A 20,135-nucleotide genomic window follows, 5' to 3' on the forward strand; every position below is an offset into this window, starting at 1 on the left:
GGGTGAGCCGGGAGGCGACAAAGGGATGAAAACAATGACCGCCTCTCGGCGGTCACGGTGTTTTCTTTGGGAAATTTTACATAGAAAAGCAGTGCCGCCTGTTTAAGAGCGGCACCACCAGTAGTTGTGATTGAATGAGGTCATATTCATGGCAAATCAAACTACGCCTGTTTGATCACTTCTGCAAGGGGACGACCAGCAGGTCGCAGGGCACGGTATTCATCAGCTGACGCGCGCTCGAAGTGAGCAGGCTCCAGAAGCTCTGGCGGTGGCCGCACACCAGCAGATCGATCTGGTAATCCCTGACCGCCTGGTTGACCCGCTCGCTCAAATCACCGCAGATCACCAGCTTCTTCTCGATGGGGTAGTCCACCGAGGCCAAGAAGGCTTCCAGCTTCTCTTTCGCTTCGGCGATCACCTGATCCTGCACGTTGTCGATGTCAATATCGATCATCTCGGTGTAGAGATCCTTGAGGTCCACATCGACATGGATCACCGACAGCTTGGCGCCGTTGGAGCGGGCCCGGTCGACCGCCTTCTCGATCACCTTGCGGTTGTCTTCCGACAGGTCGATCGCGGCCAGTATGTGTTTGTAATAGGTTCCATTCATGGGAGTTCTCCTCACTGATCCTGAGTCCACTATACCAATGTCTGCTGAAACTAAAATGGTGTCCCCGGCACAGTTTTGGGATTTAAACGAGTTTCTTATGGAGCTTGTCGCCGACGACAGCTAATAAACTGGCTATAAATCGAACAGGAGTTTGAAGCAGGTCACACCCGCCGGCTTGCCCGCGGCCGGTGACAGGCATAGGATGTGCCCGTGCTTCGCAATGAACACAAAACAACAAAAAGCATCTGAATACCGCTTTGGGGAGCCTCGCGCTCCCTTTTGTTTTTCTGCCGCCTTCTCGCCGATATTCCGCCCGACATCAAGGTAATCCCGTCTCGCTTGGTTATGCTGTAGCCAGTTCCATTGGCAGACCGTCGCTGGCCATTGAACACCGTTTCCCGGTTGGATACGGGCCGGTCTGCGACCGTCATTTCGCGTATCGTATTGATTCCTTGGAGACTCCTTGATGATCATTCACCCACAGATCCAGGGCTGCGTCGCCCGCAACTGTCACCCCATCGGCTGCCGCGCCGCCGTGTTGCAACAGATTGCCAGCGTCAGGGCGGCGGGCTCCTTCAACGGGCCGAAACGGGTGCTGGTGCTGGGCGCTTCGTCCGGCTTCGGGCTGGCGTCGCGCATTGCCCTGACCTTCGGAGCCGGGGCCGACACCGTCGGCGTGTCATTCGAGCGGGGCCCTTCTGACAAGGGGCCGGGCAGCGCCGGTTGGTACAACAACATCTGGTTTCGCAAGGAGGCGGAGCAGGCCGGCCGCATCGCCATCAATCTGATCGGGGATGCCTTCTCCATCGGGATGCGCCAGCAGGCTATCGACACCATCCGCCAGCAGCTGGGGCAGGTGGATCTGGTGATCTACTCGCTGGCGAGCGGCATCCGGGTGTTGCCTGACGGCACGCAAGTGCGCTCCGTGCTCAAGACCACCGGCCAGCCATTCAGCGGCTGGGGACTGGATCTGGAACAGGACACCCTAGTGCAGCAGTCGCTGGATCCGGCCACCCCGGAGGAGATCCGCGACACCGTCAGCGTGATGGGCGGCGAGGATTGGCAGCTCTGGCTGCAGGCGCTGCAGCAGGCGGATTGCCTCGCGCCCGGCGCGCAAACCGTGGCCTACTCCTATATCGGCCCCGAATCCACCTACCCCCTCTATCGGGACGGCACCATCGGCTATGCCAAGGAGCATCTGCACGCCACCGCCGAGACCATCAACCTGCAGCTGGCGGAGATTGGCGGCCACGCCTGGGTGTCGGTCTGCAAGGCGCTGGTGACCAAGGCGAGCGCCTATATTCCGGTGCTGCCGGTCTATCTGGGCCTGTTGATGGGGGTGATGAAGGAGCGCGGCGTCCACGAGGGCTGCATCGAGCAGATGCAGCGGCTGTTCGCCAGCAAGATGTACGGCCCGCAAGGGGTGGTGGCCGACGGCAACCGGCTGATCCGGATGGATGACCACGAGCTGGACCCGGCCACTCAGGCCGCCGTCTCGGCGCTCTGGTCCAAGGTGACGCCGGACAACTTCCACGCGCTGGGGGACTTTGCCGGGCTGCGGCAGGACTTCATGCAGCTCAACGGCTTCGAGCTGCCGGGCGTCGACTACGGCGCGCCGGTGGATCTGGCCTCGCTCAGCGAATTGCTGCCCTGAGCCAGGGGGCTGAAGTCAGGCCACGCTGCTGGCCAGCGCCTCCGGCTGCTCCGGGTTGTTCGGTTCCGCGGCCAGAATGGTCTGGTTGCGGCCCTGGCGCTTGGCCTGATACATAGCCATGTCGGCCCGGTGGATAAGCTGGCCCAGCCCGTCGTCGGCGGTCGAACGGCCGGCTACCCCGATGCTGATGGTCATGCGGGGTTTGTCGATCTGGCCGATGCGCTGGCGTAGCTGCTCTGCCAGATACCAGCAATCCGCCGCCGGCAGCGGCACCGCCACCAGAAACTCCTCGCCGCCCCAGCGCCCGACCAGCTGCAGGTCGGGTGCCCAGGATCTCAGCTCCCGCGCCAGCCGCTGAATGGCCCTGTCTCCCGCCTGATGGCCGTGACGGTCGTTGATCTGCTTGAAGTGATCGATGTCGATGATGAGCAGGGTGAGCGGGCCCTCTTGCTGCCACTGGGTGGCCAGCCGTTCCAGCAGGGCGCGGCGATTGGGCAGCTCGGTCAGCTGATCGAAGGTGGCCAGCTTGTAGAGGTGGCGCGAGCTGTGGTGCAGCCGGTGGGTGGTGACGCCCAGCAGCAGCAGGGCGCTGGCCAGCAGGCCGACCAGCGCCAGCTGGTAGTGGCGGGCACTCTGCTGATGGAGCAGCTGCTGGCGCTTGTTCTCGTTCTCCTGTTGCAGTACCCGGTTGCTGGCCTCGCTGCGGGCCAGATCCATCTCGGCCTGGAAGGCGGCGGCATGCTGACTCAGGGTCTGGTTGAAGTGCTGCTTGTAGTCGTTCACGTATTCATTGAGCGCCTGGTAGGCCTCGGGATAGCGTCCCTGATCCGCCAGCAGGCTGGCCTGCAAGGCCTTGCTGCCGGCACCGGCAGGCCCCTGGCTGGTCAGCAGTTGCAGCGCCAGCTGCTTCTCGCCGCTGCCCTGCAGTGCCCTGGCCCGGGTCTCCAGCAGACGCACCCCGGCTTCCGGGTAGCCCAGTTGCTGATAGAGCGCCAGCGCCTCGTCCAGGGCGCGCAGGGCGCCGGCCCAGTCGCGCTCGGCATTGAGCGCCATGGCCTGATAGCCGAGGATGATGGCACGGTAGTCCGGCGCCAGCGCCGGGTTGGCCAGCAGATTGTCCAGCAGCCGTCTGGCCTGGGCGGGGCGATCGGTATCGATATAGAGCCGCGCCATGTTGGCCCGGATGATGGTCTGGCTGTTGGGTTCGTCCAGCTGCACCATGCGCTGCAGCGCCTCCAGGTAATAGCTTTCGGCCTCCCGTGCCAGATTGAGGTCGGCATAGAGGTTGCCGAGGGTCATCAGCAGGCGGGCGCACTGCAGGCTGGCGATGGTGGAGTCTGGTATCGTCTGCTTGAGGCGAAAGGCGGTCTTGAGCTCGGCGATCGCTGCACTGAGCTGCTGGGTGCGATAGAGTGCGAGCCCGTTCAGGGCGTGCCACTCGGAGGTCTGCTGCGGATGACCGGCGACGGCGGGTTTGAGCTGCTCCAGCAGGGTGAGCGCCTGATCCGGCGCTTCGGTATCCAGGGTGAGGGCGATCTGCTGCAAGCGGAAGTCGAGCAGGCGCAGGGTCTCCTGCTGGGCACTGGCCAGCCCGCGGGCACGGGCGTTGTCGAGCAGGGCTTGCGGATAGCGCCCCAGCGAGGCCTGGGCCAGGGCTCTGGCGTAAAACTGCTCCATGTCCTGCTGCGGGTTGGCGTCGAGGCGTTGCAGATAGCCAACGGGATCGCGCGCCGCCTGCAGTTCAGCCTCTTTCAGCAAGGAGGGAGTGGCCTGCAGCTGGGTCATCCAGAGCAGCGCCAGTGCCATTATGAATCTCATTGAATCCTTTCCCCGACCACTGGCGCCATCATAATGGCTGAATCCACCTACACCATGTTTCTTTGCTTCTCTATAACCGTATGGGGGATAGGATGAGGCGAAAAGCTGTCACAACTGAGAGCTTGGGCAGCGGTATCTGGTTGCTTCATAACGAAACTGTGGCGACAATCGTGACCAAATCACAGTGGAGAATCATCATGTTGGCCAAAGCCATGATCGAGAAGTTGAACGAGCAGATTAATCTTGAATTCTATTCCTCCAACCTCTACCTGCAGATGAGCGCCTGGTGCGAGGACAAGGGCTTCGAGGGGGCGGCCAACTTCCTGCGCCAGCACGCCGTCGAGGAGCGTCAGCACATGGAGCGCCTGTTCACCTACGTGAGCGAGACCGGTGCCATGCCGCTGCTGGGTGCCATCGATGCCCCTCCCCACGAGTTCAAGTCGCTGGGTGACATCTTCCGTACCACCCTCGAGCACGAATACCACATCACCAAGTGCATCAACGGCCTGGCCCACGTGGCGTTCACCACCCAGGACTACTCCACCTTCAACTTCCTGCAGTGGTACGTGGCCGAGCAGCATGAAGAGGAGAAGCTGTTCAAGAGCATCGTCGACCGCCTGTCGCTGGTGGGTGAAGACGGCAAGGGCCTCTACTTCATCGACAAGGAGCTGGCCGAGCTGGCCAAGGGCGCCCCTGCCAGCATCATGGATGGCAACGCCTGATAGTCGTGGACACTTAGTGTTCAGCCAGTACAATGACGGCCCCTCTCAACAGGGGCCGTTTTCTATTGCGGCAGCCATGAAACCGCGGTGCTGGTTTTTGCCGGATACAATGACGGTCTTCGTATAAAGGGGCCGTTTTTCTTTTGATGAGTGAGTGATGATGAAGCAGTTTGATGTGGTGGTGATCGGCGCCGGGGCGGCCGGATTGATGTGTGCGGCCCAGGCCGGTTATCGGGGCCGCTCCGTGCTGGTGCTCGACAACGCCAAGAAGCCGGGCCGCAAGATCCTCATCAGCGGCGGCGGCCGCTGCAACTTCACCAACCATCAGGCCGGCCCCCACGCCTTCCTCTCGGCCAACCCCCACTTCTGCAAGTCGGCGCTGGCGCGCTACACCCAGCAGGATTTCATCGATCTGGTGGACCGGCACGGCCTGAGCTATCACGAGAAGACCCTGGGCCAGCTGTTCTGTGACGAGAGCGCCAAGGAGATAGTCGACATCCTGCTGACCGAGTGCGACTGGGCCGGCGTGGCCCTGCAGTTCCAGACCGAGATCCTCACCGTCAGCAAGCGCGAAGAGGGGTTCATGCTGACCACCAGTCAGGGTGAGATCAGCTGCCACTCGCTGGTGGTGGCCACCGGCGGCCTCTCCATGCCGAAACTCGGTGCCACCCCCTACGGTTTCAAGCTGGCGGAGCAGTTCGGCCTCAAGGTGTTGCCGACCCGCGCCGGGCTGGTGCCCTTTACCCTGCATCAGGCCGAGAAAGAGGCCTTCGCCGATCTGGCCGGGGTCAGCCTGCCGGTGGCGGTGACTGCCGAGGATGGCACCTGTTTCAAGGAGGCCATGCTGTTCACCCATCGCGGCCTCTCCGGCCCGGCCATCCTGCAGATCTCCTCCTTCTGGCTGGCGGGGGAGAAGATCCACATCAACCTGCTGCCGGAGCTCGACATCGCCGCCACCCTCAGGGAGTGGGCCCAGGCCCATCCGGCGCAGGAGCTGAAAACCGTGCTGGGGCGCGAGCTGCCCAAGCGCTTCGTCGACAAGCTGGTGGAGCTGGGCCAGCTGGTCAGCAAGCCAATGCGCCAATACAACGAGCGGGAGCTGGAGGCAGTGGCCACCCTGCTGGGGGATTGGCAGATCCTGCCCAACGGCACCGAGGGTTATCGCACCGCCGAAGTGACCCTGGGGGGGGTGGATACCAACGAGCTCTCCTCCAAGACCATGGAGGCGCGCAAGGTGGCCGGTCTCTATTTCATCGGCGAGGTGGTGGACGTGACTGGCTGGCTCGGTGGCTACAACTTCCAGTGGGCCTGGTCCTCCGGTTGGGTAGCCGGCCAGTACTGCTGATGGAAGCTGCTTCTATATCGTCGATGAGCGCGATAGCGGCCTTTGCGATGGCAACTTCCAGTGGGGCTGTAGCCCCGGCGGTTGGGTAGCCGGCCAGTACTGCTGATGGAGGCTGCTTCTGTATCGTCGATGAGCGCGATAGCGGCCTTTGGGGGGCAACTTCCAGTGGGGCTGTAGCCCCGGCGGCTGGGTGGCTGGCCAGTACTGCTGACCTACCCTTGCCCTCATCCACTTCAGACGCGGCCGCTCAGGCCGCGTTTTTTATGGGTGGTATCCCTCGCGGGGTGGCCCGTTATCCCTTTCTAAGGGTTGGCAAGAACGCAGTCAGCAGGCCGATGAGCGGCAGGTAGGCGCAGACCTGGTACACGGTTTCGATGCTGGTGGCATCGGCCAGCTGGCCCAGCAGGGCCGCCCCTATGCCCCCCATGCCGAAGGCGAAGCCGAAGAACAGGCCTGATATGGTGCCGACCTTGCCGGGGACCAGCTCCTGGGCGTAGACCAGGATGGCGGAGAAGGCCGAGGCCAGGATCAGGCCGATGATGACCGAGAGTACCGAGGTCCAGAACAGGTCGACATGGGGCAGCAGCAGGGTGAAGGGGGCGACGCCGAGGATGGAGATCCAGATCACCCGCTTGCGGCCGATGCGATCGCCAATTGGCCCGCCGAGCACGGTACCCGCCGCGACGGCAAACAGGAAGGCGAACAGATAGAGCTGGGCGCTGTCCAGCGACAGGCTGAACTTGTCCATCAGGTAGAAGGTGTAATAGCTGCTCAGGCTGGCCATGTAGAAGAATTTGGAGAACATCAACAGGCCGAGGATGGCCAGCGACCAGCCGATCTGGCGACGGCTCAGACCATGGCCGAGGTGCGCTTTCATCCGTTTATGGAAGTTGGCGGCGTGGTGGCTGGACCAGCGCCCGACCAGGCTGAGCACGATGACGCCGACCAGGGCGAACAGCGAGAACCAGGCTGCGCTGCCCTGGCCCTGCGGCACTATGATCAGCGCGGCGAGCAGCGGGCCTATGGCCGATCCCAGATTGCCGCCGATCTGGAACAGCGATTGCGCCAACCCAGGCTGGCTGCCGGCCGCCATGCGGGCGACCCGGGAAGATTCCGGGTGGAACACCGACGAGCCGATGCCGATCAGCATGGCCGACAGCAGCACGGCGCCGAAGCTGGCCGCCTGCGACAACGACAGCAAGCCGATCATCGTAAAGCCCATGCCGAACGGCAATGAATAGGGCATGGGCCGGCGGTCGGTGTAGAGGCCGATCAGCGGCTGCAACAGCGAGCCGGTGAACTGGTAGGTGAGGGTGATGAGGCCGATCTGGGCGAACGACAGGTTGAGGCCGAGCTTGAGCAGCGGATAGATGGCCAGCAGCACCGACTGCATCATGTCGTTCAACAGGTGCGAGAAGCTGATGGCGGCGATCACCGGATAGGTGGTGCGATTCAAGGCGTCGTGCGCGGTAGCGGCGGCGAGTGGCTGATCGGTACTGAGGCTCTTTTCCATGAGGACGGGTTCTGTGAGTCTGGGTATGGCTTAACATGCCTGATCCCGATGCGTCTGGACACTACAAAGTGGGGCCGGAAGCGTGCTGTGAGCGAATGGGGCAACCGATCACGGATCGGCACTTGTGCTCGGCGGGCGGCGGATTAGTATAGAAAGCCGTCGCTGTGTTATCCGGGTCACCACCCGCCATGGAGGGAACATGTTCGAAAGCCTGGGAGTCATCAATGTCTGGACCTGTTTGAGCGGGCTGTTTTCCAGGTCCAGAGGGGCGCGCCATGTTTGAGAGTCTGGGGGTTATCAATGTCTGGACTTATCTGGTCGGGCTCTTCTTCATCATCATAGCGCCGGGGCCCAACTCGATTTATGTGCTGCGCACCGGGGCGAGCCGCGGCGTCGGCCCGGGCTACCAGGCGGCCCTCGGGGTCTTCGTCGGCGACGCCATCCTGATCTTCTGCGCCTATCTGGGCATCGCCTCCCTCATTCGCACCACCCCCTTGCTGTTTACCCTGGTGCGCTACCTGGGGGCCCTCTATCTGCTCTATCTCGGGGTGAAGATCCTGCATGCCAACTTCATCGCCAGGCGGGAAGGGCAGGCGCCGGTGGTCGAGCACGGCGAGCGCTACTTCTCCAAGGCGCTCACCTTAAGCCTTACCAACCCCAAGGCGATCCTGTTCTACGTCTCTTTCTTCGTGCAGTTTGTCGACTTCAACTACGCCCACACCTGGGTCTCCTACCTGGTGCTGGCGAGCATGCTGGAGGCCATGAGCTTCGTCTATCTCACCCTGCTGATCTTCGGTGGCACCCTGATGGCGCGCTTCTTTGCGCGCAAGGTGCGCCTCGCCAGACTCGGCAACGGCCTCATCGGCCTCTTCTTCATGGGCTTTGCCGCCCGGCTGGCCACGTTGTCATCCTGATGGCCAGGGCATTGCCCAATCCCGGTCGCCCGTTTGCGAGCGGCTAGTCAGGCCAGCAATCCTTGCCGACCCGGATGAACCGGGATTGGTAGACGATCAGCTTCTGGTTGCCTGCCTGGCCGATCCTTGGGTTCTGGTAGGTTTCGCCGGGCAGCAGGTATTTGCTGTCGGCCTCGCTGTCCGCCTGCAGACATCCCCGTTTCACCATGAATTCGAAGTAGGTGTTGCCGGTATTGGTGATGCTGCTCCTTGCCGGATCCAGCTGGTATTGAAAATGCACTTGGCGCGGGCGCACCACCAGGGTCGATTGCAGCGCGAGTTTCATCTCCAACGCACCACGGCGCCTGGCCTGGCCACTTTCATCAAGCTGGGCCGCCGGTGATTCGGTGAAGGTGATGCGATAGTAACGCTCCTGACCATCCGCCGGCCCCTTGTAGTAGAGCTTGACGTTCTGCATGCGCTTGGCGTGCAGGGTGAAGCGCTTGGGGGCGAACAGCAGCTCGCCGGGCACCGTCGGAACGCTTGTCCCCGTGGCCGTGGGATTGCTGATTTTTTCCATCTGCACTTCGTAGACCTTGGGCGAGCCGCTGTTGTTGGTGACGGTCCGGGCAATGAACTCTTCGTTCGGTGCCATGGCAATCGTCATGGCGCCGATGTCGATGGCCATGGTCTGTGAGGTCAGCGTGCCGGCCAGCAAGAGCCAGAGAATGCGATGCATGTCGTTCTTCATGGTCAGCGCCAGGTTCCTTTGATGGTAATGGTACCGCTTTGCTGTACTTCCCCTTCCCACAGGTCGTTGCCAATGGTTCGTTGTACCATGGGATCGGTCAGATCGAATTCCAGCGCCAGCTTGTAGAATCGGGTAATGCCTTTGCCGCTGACGGGATCGTTCCACTCTTGTGGTGGTTGGTTGTCTTTTATGCCCAAGGCACGGATATCTACCGAGTGTCCGCCACATTCAATGGCATGCCGGGAAGCGGCACCATGAGTCCCTGAATCAAACAACAGCCTGGTCGGAATTGGCACGGCCTGCTCGGATGATACCTTCCCGGCCGGGTAAAAAGTGCAATGCCCTTGATAAGGAACGCCTTGGTCTTGCGAAATAGATATTTCGAGCAGATCGGCACTAATAGGGCCACTATCAGAAATATTGTAGGGAAAATTCAGAATATCTTTTCCAACGCTGCCTTCCCTGTAAGGTGTGGTTATACCATCGGATGACAGAATCGATACGCTGAAGTCCCGTGGCTTGATATGTATCTCGGTTGTGCCACTGAACTCATAGTATCCACTCTCAGGTGCATACCCATTTTTCATATTGAAGTTGATCAGGCTACGAGTAAGTTGCTCTTGCAGACCCAACCTCACCACTTGTTTGAAGAAATTGCTTGATAGGAACAGATATACAGAGGATTGCCCCCTGAGGTAGCTGATATTATGGCGATAACCCTTGTATGCCCAATTCTTGAGATCCGCACTCATTTGCAAATCAGTGACGCCAATGGCGCTATTCAATGAGCTATTTCTGACATTGGTATACATATACGGTTCGATATAATTTTGGCTGCCATCGTCATTGAAGTTGTAATCAAGGAACCGACATAAAATGCCGTCTTGATTGCCTAGACGATAGTTTTCACAGCCTTGAGAACCAGGCAAGACATAAGGTACGCCATTGCTGTCAACAATGACTTCGCTAATCGCGTTGGTTTGTACGAAGCGCAGATGACCAGCCTTCTTGTGCTGCATGTTTCTCACGTACCAGTAGCCACTGTTCTGATTGATACAGCGCTCTCCAGCCGCCGCGTCGTATTTGAGCGTGGTCATGCACAAGTTCATTTCTCTGTTCAGAATGGCTCCAACTGGCATGGTGCGCAGATAGTCAAAAAAACTCGCGCTGAGCTTGCTGTGCCCCCATCCCGCGGATGCGCCAATGAGACCGAAAAAGCCAAGGTCATCTACCACGGCGGGTTTGTTGACCGCTTCTGCCGTGTCGGGATCACAGCGGGTATATGTCATGATGCAGCGCTGGTTGACATAAGGACGACGGATCGGGCCGTTTTCCCACATGTCGACGTTCCAATTGTTAATATCGGTGTTGTATCCATTATCAACATACGCCAGGCTCACTTGCCCATTCCCTTTAAGGGAGGTCCAAGCATTTGCACCGGTCAAACGTGGATCTAATCCGTCGGTAGGTGCCACAAACAGGTTGTTGTCTTCCTGGTTCTCAATAAACAGAAAGTTTCGTAGCGGAGCATTTGGCCAGACAGTTTTGGATACTGCGGCACTGGCCTGCGAGGCCCAGCTGGTGGCAATTACCATCGCCAACAGCCATTTATATGCGGGATTCATCATCAGTACTCTCTCACCATGGCATAGGTGGGCAGCCCCTGGCAGGTAATAATGCCTACCCAGGCGGCGCCGCTGTGTTGTTCAAGATCGAGCTCGGCTTCACAGAAGTCATTCCCCTGGCGGAAAGTCAGCATGGGATTGGCTTTATCCACATCCAGCGAGAATTCACCCTCCTCGTTGGTCACAGTGGTGCCGATATGGTTGTCGATGCGGGCATTGGCCAGCAAGGAACCGTCTTCCGCCCTGAGTATGCCGAAGACAGTCACCATCTCCTTGATGGTGCTGCTCGCATCCAGGGTGGCCACGTTGCCGGGAAACAGGGTGTAGCGCTGCTTGCCGGTATTGATGTCGTAGCTGTCCTTGCCCCGCTTGCTGTTGAGCAGCTCTATCTCGTATTCCCCGTAAGGGGGGAGGGCGAGGAAGGTCTGCTCGCCCTGCAGGGGGTAATCCTGTCCGTTGACCTTGGCGAGCATCTGCCCTTGGCGATCGATCCCGGTATTGATGATCAAGCCGGACCCCGAGGAGTTGCGGCTAGAGGCGACCAGTGCATCTTCGGTGGTGACCAGGGCACCGCGCGCAATCAGGTTGCCATTCATGTCGCCACCATGGCCGCGGCCCAGCGTCATGGTGCCGCCGATGACCCTGTTCTCGAACCCGAGTGTGCCGGAGAGCGCCATATTGTGTTCATCACTGCCGTGCATCATGCGCGAGGCACTGAACGAGGCCAGATTGATGACGCCGTCCATGCGTTTCTGGTAGTTGAGGTTGGCCGTGGTCTGGCCCTGCTCGTTGCTGCTCATGCCAAAGCTGAACAGGTTGTCGAACGGGATCGAGTAATCCAGCGTGATGCTCTTGTTGTTGAATCCGTTGAGCGTGCCGCTGTCGCTCTGCAGGCTGGCGCGCAGCGACAGGTTGCCGTATTTGCCGGCATAAAGGTGCTGGTAGTAATCGGCATAACTGCGATCGCTGTTCATCTGGCGGTCGTGCAAGGTGTTGAAGGTGAGCTGGCCGAAACCGCTGACCCAGCCACCCAGATTGAGCGTGATGCCGGCAGAGTAGAGTTCGGCGTTGCTTACCGTCAGGGCGCTGCCGGTCTCGAGTTTCTCCTGGCTGAGCCAAAGAGAGGCATTGTCATGGGCCTGCAGGGCGAGGCTGGATGCGAAGCGCCACGATTGGTCGGAGGCCAGCATGGTTTGCAACTGGGCACTGACACGATCGGTTGCCTGCCAGTTTGCACGGGCTTCGCCTACCGCAGCATCCTTGAAGGCATAGGTTGTGGTGGCCAGCTCCAGGGTATCCAGCGAACGTGCCAGCGATACTCCCAGCAGCGGTGAATCACCGTTGTTCTGGGCGCCTTCCATCATGCCTCCCCACCATTGCCATCCCCACTCCTGAGTAAAGCCCAGACTGCCGCCCAGCTTGGTGACGCGCTGGGTCGTGGTGCTGGTCAGCCGTCCATCGACATAGACTTCGACCGTGACGTTGTAAACGCCACTGGGGAACGCCGAGGTGTCGATATTCTGGTTGCCGATGGCCAGGTTCTGCAGGCTGATCAGACGATCCTCACGGTACACCCTGACCTCGCCATTGGCAGGCATGAAGACTTGTACCGGGGTGGTGGACGCGTCGGCCTTCTGTTTACGTGACTGGGCCTGGTTGCCATACGATGCCCCATAAATGCGGCCAGTACTCAGACCGGTCACCACCCCCAGCGTCTGCAGATCCCAGGTCGAGACCATGCCGGCCGCGATGCGGCGATCGTCAAGATCCCGCTCGTACATGGCACGATAGATGTCACCGCTCTGTTCTGGCTCCCCAAGGTTGTAGAGGGAGGCGTCCAGCGCCATGTGATGGGCACCCATCCCGACGGTACTGTCCAGTTGTAGGAAGTTGGAGTCGCTGTGACCGTTTTGCCGATTGCTGTTGAAGGAGTAGCCCAGATTGTAACGATGCACCCCGGTCAGGGCGTCAACGGTCGGGGTCAAGGTCACCCGGTTGTCCGGTTGCCTGGCCTGGCCGAATGCATCGCGTGAAACCCGGATCGTCAGCAACATGGCCACCAGGTCAAGCTGCATGCTGGCATTGGCATCTATCTGCAAGCTGCCCTCGGCAGAAAACGTGCGCTTCTCTTCACTGGCGAGCATGGCGGTCAGCTGGTCGTTGAGCAGACCTTGCTGCTGGCCAGCACCAAAATCGATGTGTAGCAGATGCAGCTTGCCGTCCTGCAGCAGCAGGGTGGTATTGCCGATCGGGTTATCGGTCAGGGTGTCGAGCCGGTTTTTTTCATCCGTGTACTGCAGACGAACGGGAACGGCCAGCCCTTCTGCCAGAGCCTGGGCAAAACTGGCCGGAATGATGACGTTGGCGATCTTGAGTGGCGCCGCGCTGTTGGCCGAGGCGGAGACCACCATCAGCAATGAGAGCGGCAACAAGCAGGTTTTCTTCAACATATCACGCACCATGGTTTCAGATTTCGGCAAAACAACACCGCCACTCGACCGGGTGGTGAAGGCAGTACCAGCACAAACGGGTTATTTGACGACGACGAATTCCTGACCCAGCCAGAGGCCAAGATGACTTTGTGGATCCTGCATATCGACTTTCTTGAAGCGGCGCTGCTTGCCGGGCAGGTCGTAGTAGGTCTCTTTGCACTGCGCCTGTGCCTTGCGGTCCAGACAGGGGCCGTAGGCCACGGTGCGGTAAGAGGCATTCCCCTGATTGCTCAACATTCCGTTTTGCAGGTTGTAGGCGAAGTGCTGCTGGCGTGGCGTGACCACCAGAATGGTGCCTATCTGGGCAGAGGTGGTGGCAACCGCCTGGCGGCGATTGTTGCTTTGGTCGTCCATCGACAGGGCGGTGTCCAGCCAGCGGATGCGGTAGTAGCGCTCCTTGCCATCCTGCGGTCCCTTGTAAAAGAAACGCACGTTGTTCTTGGCATGGGCGGGCAGCATCAGTCGGCTGGGCGAGAGCATCAGCTCGCCGGCCACTTCCATCGGGATCTCCTGGCCACCCTCTTCGGGTGAAGAGATGCGGCTGATGGAGATGGTGACCAGCCTGGCTTGAGCACTGCCATTCTCGATCTCCTTGGCTACATCCTGGTTGCCTGCATCGATGAAGGTGGTGACGGAACCAACGTTGATGGCCTGGCTGACCCCGGGAATAAACAGCATCCATGCCATCAGCATTTTCAGGTTCATGGGAACTCCTGTGATTGCAAAGGGCCCCGCAGGGCCCCGAATACTATGCGTCGCGGCAATTAGGACCAGTTGGCAACGAACTCGACGTTGACTTCCCCACTCCACAGGCCATCCGGCAGGGTCTCGAAAGCCGCTTCTGTGCCGTTGACGGTCGCGCTCTCGATGTTGAAGGTGAACGAGCCCTGGGCGGTGCTGCGCTGGGTGTCATCCTTGAAGCTGCTGGCCAGCGGAGAGAGGTTGCCGCCCGTGATGCCGGCTGCGGTATCGATCAGCGTGGTATAGGCGGTGGTGCTGACGGGAGCACCTTGCCACAGCACGCCGACGTCGACGGTGGAGCCGCCGCTCAGGTGGTTCAGGGTGCCGCTCAGCTTCTTGGCCTTCAGCGTGAAGTCGGTGGCGCTGGCATCACCCTTGATGGCAACGTCGAACAGGCCGTTCACGGTGTTGAAACCCTTGATCCCTTCCGCGTATTGGAAAGAGAGGCTGTCGAGCGGCGTGACAACCAGCGCCGACTCGGTGTCCTTTTTGGCGGTTGCCTTCCAGGTGGCAACGGATTTTGCTTCTACAGCGGCCTGAGCGGCGGCAGCGAAGCCCAGTCCTGCAACAGTCAGCGCAATCAGAGTCTTTTTCATCTTGATATTTCCTACACATTTCCTGATGGGGGCATTTGCCACCCGTTTGATTTCACGCACCCAGGGTGCATTCCCTTTCCACCTTGCCGGACGGGTTTGTCCAGGCAATCTTGCCGATCGCCGAAGGGTAATGTTTCGTCAATCAGCTCATCTTTTCGCCGGCAAAGATACTGGACGGACCTGCTCGGATCGATTGAATGCTGTGTAGGAAAAGTCCTAAAAGATGGTTGTTGTCTGCAACTTAAAATAAGCCTTGTCCATTCTCTTATCAGGGTTTTTTGTTTTTCTTATGATTTTGATTTTTAAGAGTTTTGGTGCTTTTCTTATCTAGATGGTGCGTCCCTCTGACGGGGGAGGATGGGAGGGGTTGCCGTACAGGAATGAGTACAAGAAAAAACAGAGATTCAAAAGAATATATAGCTCTGTAAGTATTTGATGAGCATAAATAAAAATATCAGATAAAAATGAATGAGGTACGAAGAGAGGAGTCGTTACTTGAATTATGTAACATATAATTAATATTCAAGCGCCATATGGTACACGTGCTGACTTTGTAGTTAATATACGTTGAATCAAATGGAGTAATGACAGGAAAGTATATGGCAAAAATATTGGTAGTAGATGATCATCCCGCCATCAGAATGGCTGTAAATATCCTGCTGCAGCAGGATGATCATCATATTGTTGCCGAAGTTGATAATGGTGTTGATGCAGTTTCGATGGCGCGAAAATATCAGCCTGATATGGTCGTTTTGGATATCGGGATTCCCAGGCTGGACGGAATTGAGGTGATCAAAAGACTGAAAGAGATGGATGCTGATATCAAGGTGGTCATATTGTCGGCACAAGCCACGCATCATATTATGGTGCGTTGCCTGCAAGCCGGTGCCAACGGTTTCATATCCAAGCTGGATGATCTTTCCTTGCTGAAAACTGTGCTGGTAAAGATAGGGAAAGGTCAGCTTTATTTCCCTCGCGATGTGATTGCTGGCGCCAAGAATGCCCATGAAGTCGATCGGAAAGATCTCTTGTCGGCACTCTCGGATAGAGAGATGAGCGTCTTGTTGCAGATATGCCAGGGGCAAACCAACAAGCAGATTGCAGAGAGCATGCTGCTGAGCGAGAAGACGGTCAGCACCTACAAGAGTCGGCTGATGCAAAAGCTCAATGTCACCACCATGGTTGATCTGATCAGCCTGGCCAAGCGTCAAGAGTTGCTGTGACCATGAGGCATTGGTTTGCAGCTCTGCTGGTCTGTTGCTGCGCTTCATGGGTTTCGGCTCATGAGCTGGCGGCGCCCTATCTGCATGTCTATGCACGCAATGACAGCGAGTACCTCGAGAAGCAGACCCTGCCGCTGCATGCGGAAGATTGGCTGTGGTTGAGAAATCGTGGCCGGTTGGTGCTCGGGGTACCCATGCCCGACAATCCTCCGATGGACATCACCCTGCGTGCCAATGCTTACGAAGGCGTCACCGCCGACATTGTCGGCATGCTGAGTCATCTGTTGCGTGTCGAGATCGTCGTAAAGAATCTGCCGTCTCGCGCCGCGGCCATTGCTGCGCTCAAGCGGGGAGAGGTCGATCTGCTGAGCACCTCCAATGCCTATGAAGAAGAGCAGCAATTATTGTTGACCGACAAATATATGCCGGATGATCCGGCCATATATAAGAATATACACGTAAAGGAGCGTGATATAAGAACGGTGGCTGTCCCGGAGTATTATCTGCCGGCGCTGGATGTGATGCGCTATCTGCCCAAGGTTCAGATAAAAATGTATTCCTCTCGTTATAGCGCACTTTCTGCGGTTGCATATGGCCAGGTCGATGCCGTCATGCTGGACATGATTTCCGGGAACTTCATCGTCAATAAATTTTATCAAGACAGCATTCAATTACTGAAACCTCTTTATATAGATACTCATGGTTTTTCTTTTTCGCTGGAAAGGAAAAATCAGCGGCTGAAAAAAATCATCAATATTGCGCTGGATGAAATTCTGGAAGGCAAGCGGGAGGAAATTGCCAAACGCTGGAATGGCGGCGGCCTCTCTATCGGGGCCAGCAAGATCGAGCTGACCAGCGAGCAGTGGGCCTGGCTGGGTCAGCAGAAAAAAATCCGGATGGCCGTCAACAGCGGGGTGCCGCCGCTGAGTTTTCTCGACATCAATGACACCTTGCACGGGGTGGTGGCCGATTTGCTGCAGGTGTTGCGAGCGAAGCTGGGGGTGGAAATAGAGGTGGTGCCGGTCAAGACGCCAGGACAGATGTTGCAGTTGCTGGATGGTGGGCAGGTGGATATCGCCGTGTTGAGCCCATCGGAAGAGCGCCGCAGTCGTTACCTGTTCAGCCGTGCCTTTGTGCTCGACCCGCTGGCCTATGTGGTGGGGGTCCGCCATGAGGCGACGGCACCGGAGACGCTGCTCAAGACCGGCACGGTCGCCATTATCAAGGACTTCATCTCCGAACAGGCGATAGAGGAGGAGTATGGCAAGCTGACCAGCAGAAAGTTCGAACGGATCGAAGATGCGCTGCGCTGCGTGGCGAGCGAGACCTGCGACGTGACCGTGTTGCCGTTGCGGGTCGCCAAGTACTACATCAACAGCAAGTTTCCGGACAGTCTGCTCATCACGGGCGAGTTGTTTGACTCCATCCCGATCGGGGCGGCGTTTGCCGTTTCGCCCAAGCAGCATATGTTGCGTGACATTCTAGATCGGGTGATTGCCATCATTCCGCCAGATGAGCTGGAGGGACTCTCCAATCGCTGGCGCGTCAGTACCCAGCAGGAGGCCATCACCTGGCAGGAGCTGGTGCGGGAATTTGGCGGCATCATTGCCTTGATCATGCTGCTGACCATCTGGATCGGCCTATGGGGCCTCTCTTTGCACAAACAGGTGCGCCAGCGCCGGGCAGCCGAGATGGCTTTGAGTGCCCAGCTCAAGTTCATCGAAGATCTGGTGGATGGCACACCTCATCCAATCTACGCCAGAGATCGAGAGGATCGGCTGGTGCTCTGCAACAGCACTTATGCCAGCTTCTTTGGCGAGGAGAAGAGCCGTCTGCTGGGCTCCACCATGGCGGACGATGTGCAGCGCTGGCCTTTTCTGGCTCCCCTGTTTGAGGATTTGAGCACCGCGCGTGCGGTGCGCTGTGCCAGGCAGGGGGATCATCGCCTCTCCATGGCGACAGGGCCCGTGGTCGTTTATCACTGGGTACAGCCCTACTATGACCTGGAGGGAAATGTTCAGGGCGGGATCGGTGGCTGGATCGACGTGAGCGAACGGCTGCGTCTGCTCGAAGAGCTGGCCCTGGCCAGTCAGGATGCCCAGGAAGCCAATCGTGCCAAGTCGACCTTTCTGGCCACCATGAGCCACGAGATCCGCACGCCCATGAATGCCATCATTGGTTTGCTGGAACTGACCCTGCGCCGCGATCGACTGCATGAAGAGGACAAGACCTCACTCTCCATCGCCCATGGTTCGGCCAGGGATCTGCTGAGCCTGATTGGCGATATTCTGGATATATCCAAGATCGAGTCCGGCCGGCTTGAACTGAGGCCGGAGCCCCATGAAATCACGGCGCTGACGGCCTCGGTGGTCACCGTATTCACTGCGCTGGCCAGACAAAAGAGCCTGCAACTGGAACTCGCCGTCGGCGAGCCCCGCTGGGTACAGATAGATGGCATCTGCTACAAGCAGATCCTCTCCAATCTCATCAGCAATGCCATCAAGTACACCGAGCAGGGATCGGTGCGGGTCGAGTTGCAATCAAAAACCAGCGACGGCTGGTGTACCTTGCAACTGGTGATCCGGGATACGGGCATAGGGATTGCGCCTGCGGAGCAAGCCAGGCTGTTTCAGCCTTTTGGTCAGGCCAGGCAGCCCGAGCACATCCAGCGCTCCGGGACCGGTCTCGGACTGATGATCTCCCGCTCGCTGTGCGAGTCGATTGGAGGCTCGCTGCTGCTGGAGAGCGAGCCTGGCCACGGCACATGCATCAGCATCGAGATGAAAGTGCCGCTGGCGAGCACCGTCGAATCAGTTACGCCCGTGGCATTGGGCACGATGACAGGGCATCACCGGCGACTGCGGGTCATGATAGTGGACGATCACCCCACCAACCGGCTGCTGGTCAGCCAGCAACTGGCATACCTCGGGCATGATGCCACGGCTGCCGAGTCGGGGCGGGAGGCGCTGGCACTGTTTGCCAACACACCCTTTGACGTGGTGATCACCGACTTCAACATGCCTGGCATGAGCGGCTTTGAACTGACCCGCCAGTATCGTGCTCTGGAGCTGAGCCGGGGTACGCATCGTTGCCTCATCCTGGGGTTGACGGCGGATGCCCGCCAGGAGCAGGTGAGCGAGGGGCTGACTGCCGGCATGGACGACTGCCTGTTCAAGCCGGTAGGGCTGGAAGAGCTGGAGCGCTGCCTGTGTCGCCACATGCAGCATGAGGAACAGCGGGAAATCGAGCGCTGCGTGCAGGAGATCAAGCAGTGTCTCGGACCATTGACCGGCAATCAGCCTGCGTTGATGCTGCCCTTGTTGCATGAGTTTGTGCGGGCCAGCGACGATGATCTGCTGGGCCTGCAGCAAGCCGCAGAGGGTGGTGAACTGGCCCGTTTTCTCGACTATGTGCACCGTCTGAAGGGCGGGGCCAGGATCATGGGAGCGATGAAACTGGTTGCCGTGTGCAGCGAGACAGAATCTGCCGGGCTTGGGCCGCAGGGATTGCCGAGGGCATTGCAGCCGTTGCAGCATGCCTACGGGATCGTCAGACAGGCCATCATGCAAATGCAGGCCGAACCGGAATGAAAATGAAGGCATGACGGGCATGCCTTCGTGGATGGTCAACCGTGCCAGTAAACCAGCAGTTCATAGGCTGCTTCACCGGTCTGGTCCGGTTTGGCAGCCGGAGCCAGATAGCTGAGGAAGTAGCGGGTGGCCTGGGTCAGAGGCAGGGCATGGTGTTGTGGCAGTGGCTGGCCGTTGAGCGCCAGCTTGAAGTCGGTGCCGGCCTGTTCGGACAAACTGGCATACAGGGTGCGAGCCTGCAATTGGTAGGTGGTGTTGAAGTCCGGATTGCTGAGGTTGATGGCCTCGGTCTGGACCGGGCTGGATGTGGAAACGGAATTGACCGGTTGCTGACCCGGGTGGGTGAGCGAAATTTCCATCCCGGTACTCTTGCTGGCGGTGGCAGGCCAGGTGAGCTGATTGGTTTGTGTGTCGGCCTGAGCCGCCATCGCGCAGCAACCAGCCAGTAGTGCCACCAGAACTCCTTTCTGAGACATATGATTATCTCCTGGATATCGAGGTTACCCCGCTGCCGGGGGTCACTCATCTATCGACCCGCCCGCGGCGAAGCTTAATCTGTACC

General features: G+C 58.9%; 15 protein-coding genes. 6 read left to right on the forward strand and 9 right to left on the reverse strand.

What is annotated here, in order from left to right; genetic code table 11:
* Positions 1–175 precede the first annotated feature (175 nt).
* Positions 176–610 (reverse strand): universal stress protein, encoded by a 435-nt coding sequence (locus tag PG881_RS17935; protein ID WP_010635648.1) that lies wholly within the window; start codon positions 608–610, stop codon positions 176–178.
* A 466-nt stretch (positions 611–1,076) separates the two neighbouring features.
* Between PG881_RS17935 and fabV the strand changes: the two genes are divergently transcribed.
* Positions 1,077–2,264 carry an enoyl-ACP reductase FabV gene (fabV, locus tag PG881_RS17940; protein WP_270801800.1) on the forward strand — a complete coding sequence of 396 codons (1,188 nt, stop codon included), beginning with the start codon at positions 1,077–1,079 and terminating at the stop codon, positions 2,262–2,264.
* A 15-nt stretch (positions 2,265–2,279) separates the two neighbouring features.
* On the opposite strand, the gene PG881_RS17945 is transcribed toward fabV, so the two are convergent.
* Complete coding sequence (locus PG881_RS17945) at positions 2,280–4,070, reverse strand: GGDEF domain-containing protein (protein WP_270801827.1); 1,791 nt, start codon at positions 4,068–4,070, stop codon at positions 2,280–2,282.
* 209 nt (positions 4,071–4,279) lie between these two features.
* Here PG881_RS17945 and ftnA point away from each other — a divergent pair, with 209 nt between their 5' ends.
* Together ftnA and PG881_RS17955 are read left to right on the forward strand one after the other, a co-directional pair.
* Positions 4,280–4,804 (forward strand): non-heme ferritin, encoded by a 525-nt coding sequence (gene ftnA / locus PG881_RS17950; RefSeq protein ID WP_016348910.1) that lies wholly within the window; start codon positions 4,280–4,282, stop codon positions 4,802–4,804.
* A 160-nt stretch (positions 4,805–4,964) separates the two neighbouring features.
* Positions 4,965–6,149, forward strand: a complete 1,185-nt coding sequence (locus tag PG881_RS17955) for an NAD(P)/FAD-dependent oxidoreductase (protein WP_270801829.1) — start codon at positions 4,965–4,967, stop codon at positions 6,147–6,149.
* 292 nt (positions 6,150–6,441) lie between these two features.
* Here the strand turns inward: PG881_RS17955 and PG881_RS17960 are convergent, their stop codons facing one another.
* Positions 6,442–7,662 carry an MFS transporter gene (locus PG881_RS17960; protein ID WP_158196397.1) on the reverse strand — a complete coding sequence of 407 codons (1,221 nt, stop codon included), beginning with the start codon at positions 7,660–7,662 and terminating at the stop codon, positions 6,442–6,444.
* A 275-nt stretch (positions 7,663–7,937) separates the two neighbouring features.
* On the opposite strand from PG881_RS17960, the gene leuE reads away from it, so the two are divergent.
* Positions 7,938–8,576 carry a leucine efflux protein LeuE gene (leuE, locus tag PG881_RS17965; protein ID WP_041216145.1) on the forward strand — a complete coding sequence of 213 codons (639 nt, stop codon included), beginning with the start codon at positions 7,938–7,940 and terminating at the stop codon, positions 8,574–8,576.
* 43 nt (positions 8,577–8,619) lie between these two features.
* Here leuE and PG881_RS17970 read toward each other — a convergent pair whose 3' ends face one another.
* The 5 genes from PG881_RS17970 to ecpA form a co-directional block, all read right to left on the reverse strand.
* On the reverse strand, positions 8,620–9,306 hold the full coding sequence (locus PG881_RS17970; protein ID WP_270801801.1) for a fimbrial biogenesis chaperone: 687 nt from the start codon (positions 9,304–9,306) through the stop codon (positions 8,620–8,622).
* 2 nt (positions 9,307–9,308) lie between these two features.
* Positions 9,309–10,934 (reverse strand): hypothetical protein, encoded by a 1,626-nt coding sequence (locus tag PG881_RS17975; protein ID WP_270801802.1) that lies wholly within the window; start codon positions 10,932–10,934, stop codon positions 9,309–9,311.
* Positions 10,934–13,381, reverse strand: coding sequence for a fimbrial biogenesis outer membrane usher protein (locus PG881_RS17980; RefSeq protein ID WP_270801804.1), 2,448 nt, complete (start codon positions 13,379–13,381; stop codon positions 10,934–10,936). The genes PG881_RS17975 and PG881_RS17980 overlap by 1 nt, the downstream gene beginning before the upstream one ends.
* 81 nt (positions 13,382–13,462) lie before the next feature.
* Positions 13,463–14,128, reverse strand: coding sequence for a hypothetical protein (locus tag PG881_RS17985; protein ID WP_201887395.1), 666 nt, complete (start codon positions 14,126–14,128; stop codon positions 13,463–13,465).
* 59 nt (positions 14,129–14,187) lie between these two features.
* On the reverse strand, positions 14,188–14,760 hold the full coding sequence (gene ecpA, locus PG881_RS17990; protein ID WP_043851709.1) for a common pilus major fimbrillin subunit EcpA: 573 nt from the start codon (positions 14,758–14,760) through the stop codon (positions 14,188–14,190).
* Positions 14,761–15,359: 599 nt separating this feature from the next.
* On the opposite strand from ecpA, the gene PG881_RS17995 reads away from it, so the two are divergent.
* Complete coding sequence (locus PG881_RS17995) at positions 15,360–15,983, forward strand: response regulator transcription factor (protein ID WP_041216171.1); 624 nt, start codon at positions 15,360–15,362, stop codon at positions 15,981–15,983.
* A 2-nt stretch (positions 15,984–15,985) separates the two neighbouring features.
* Positions 15,986–19,573: an ATP-binding protein gene (locus tag PG881_RS18000; protein ID WP_270801808.1), complete on the forward strand. Its 3,588-nt coding sequence runs from the start codon at positions 15,986–15,988 to the stop codon at positions 19,571–19,573.
* A 35-nt stretch (positions 19,574–19,608) separates the two neighbouring features.
* Here the strand turns inward: PG881_RS18000 and PG881_RS18005 are convergent, their stop codons facing one another.
* Positions 19,609–20,049: a hypothetical protein gene (locus PG881_RS18005; protein ID WP_166464658.1), complete on the reverse strand. Its 441-nt coding sequence runs from the start codon at positions 20,047–20,049 to the stop codon at positions 19,609–19,611.
* Positions 20,050–20,135: the final 86 nt, after the last annotated feature.

Origin of the sequence: Aeromonas sp. QDB54 (assembly GCF_027707385.1) — a bacterium.
In the GTDB taxonomy this organism is placed as follows: domain Bacteria; phylum Pseudomonadota; class Gammaproteobacteria; order Enterobacterales; family Aeromonadaceae; genus Aeromonas; species Aeromonas hydrophila.

Coding starts and splice junctions, on each gene's coding strand:
- PG881_RS17945 (WP_270801827.1), bottom strand. CDS start 4,070: ATGGCACTGGCGCTGCTCTGGATGACCCAGCTGCAGGCCACTCCCTCC.
- PG881_RS17970 (WP_270801801.1), bottom strand. CDS start 9,306: ATGAAGAACGACATGCATCGCATTCTCTGGCTCTTGCTGGCCGGCACG.
- PG881_RS18005 (WP_166464658.1), bottom strand. CDS start 20,049: ATGTCTCAGAAAGGAGTTCTGGTGGCACTACTGGCTGGTTGCTGCGCG.
- ftnA (WP_016348910.1), top strand. CDS start 4,280: ATGTTGGCCAAAGCCATGATCGAGAAGTTGAACGAGCAGATTAATCTT.
- PG881_RS17985 (WP_201887395.1), bottom strand. CDS start 14,128: ATGAACCTGAAAATGCTGATGGCATGGATGCTGTTTATTCCCGGGGTC.
- PG881_RS17995 (WP_041216171.1), top strand. CDS start 15,360: ATGGCAAAAATATTGGTAGTAGATGATCATCCCGCCATCAGAATGGCT.
- PG881_RS17975 (WP_270801802.1), bottom strand. CDS start 10,934: ATGATGAATCCCGCATATAAATGGCTGTTGGCGATGGTAATTGCCACC.
- PG881_RS17980 (WP_270801804.1), bottom strand. CDS start 13,381: ATGTTGAAGAAAACCTGCTTGTTGCCGCTCTCATTGCTGATGGTGGTC.
- PG881_RS17960 (WP_158196397.1), bottom strand. CDS start 7,662: ATGGAAAAGAGCCTCAGTACCGATCAGCCACTCGCCGCCGCTACCGCG.
- PG881_RS17935 (WP_010635648.1), bottom strand. CDS start 610: ATGAATGGAACCTATTACAAACACATACTGGCCGCGATCGACCTGTCG.
- fabV (WP_270801800.1), top strand. CDS start 1,077: ATGATCATTCACCCACAGATCCAGGGCTGCGTCGCCCGCAACTGTCAC.
- PG881_RS18000 (WP_270801808.1), top strand. CDS start 15,986: ATGAGGCATTGGTTTGCAGCTCTGCTGGTCTGTTGCTGCGCTTCATGG.
- ecpA (WP_043851709.1), bottom strand. CDS start 14,760: ATGAAAAAGACTCTGATTGCGCTGACTGTTGCAGGACTGGGCTTCGCT.
- leuE (WP_041216145.1), top strand. CDS start 7,938: ATGTTTGAGAGTCTGGGGGTTATCAATGTCTGGACTTATCTGGTCGGG.
- PG881_RS17955 (WP_270801829.1), top strand. CDS start 4,965: ATGAAGCAGTTTGATGTGGTGGTGATCGGCGCCGGGGCGGCCGGATTG.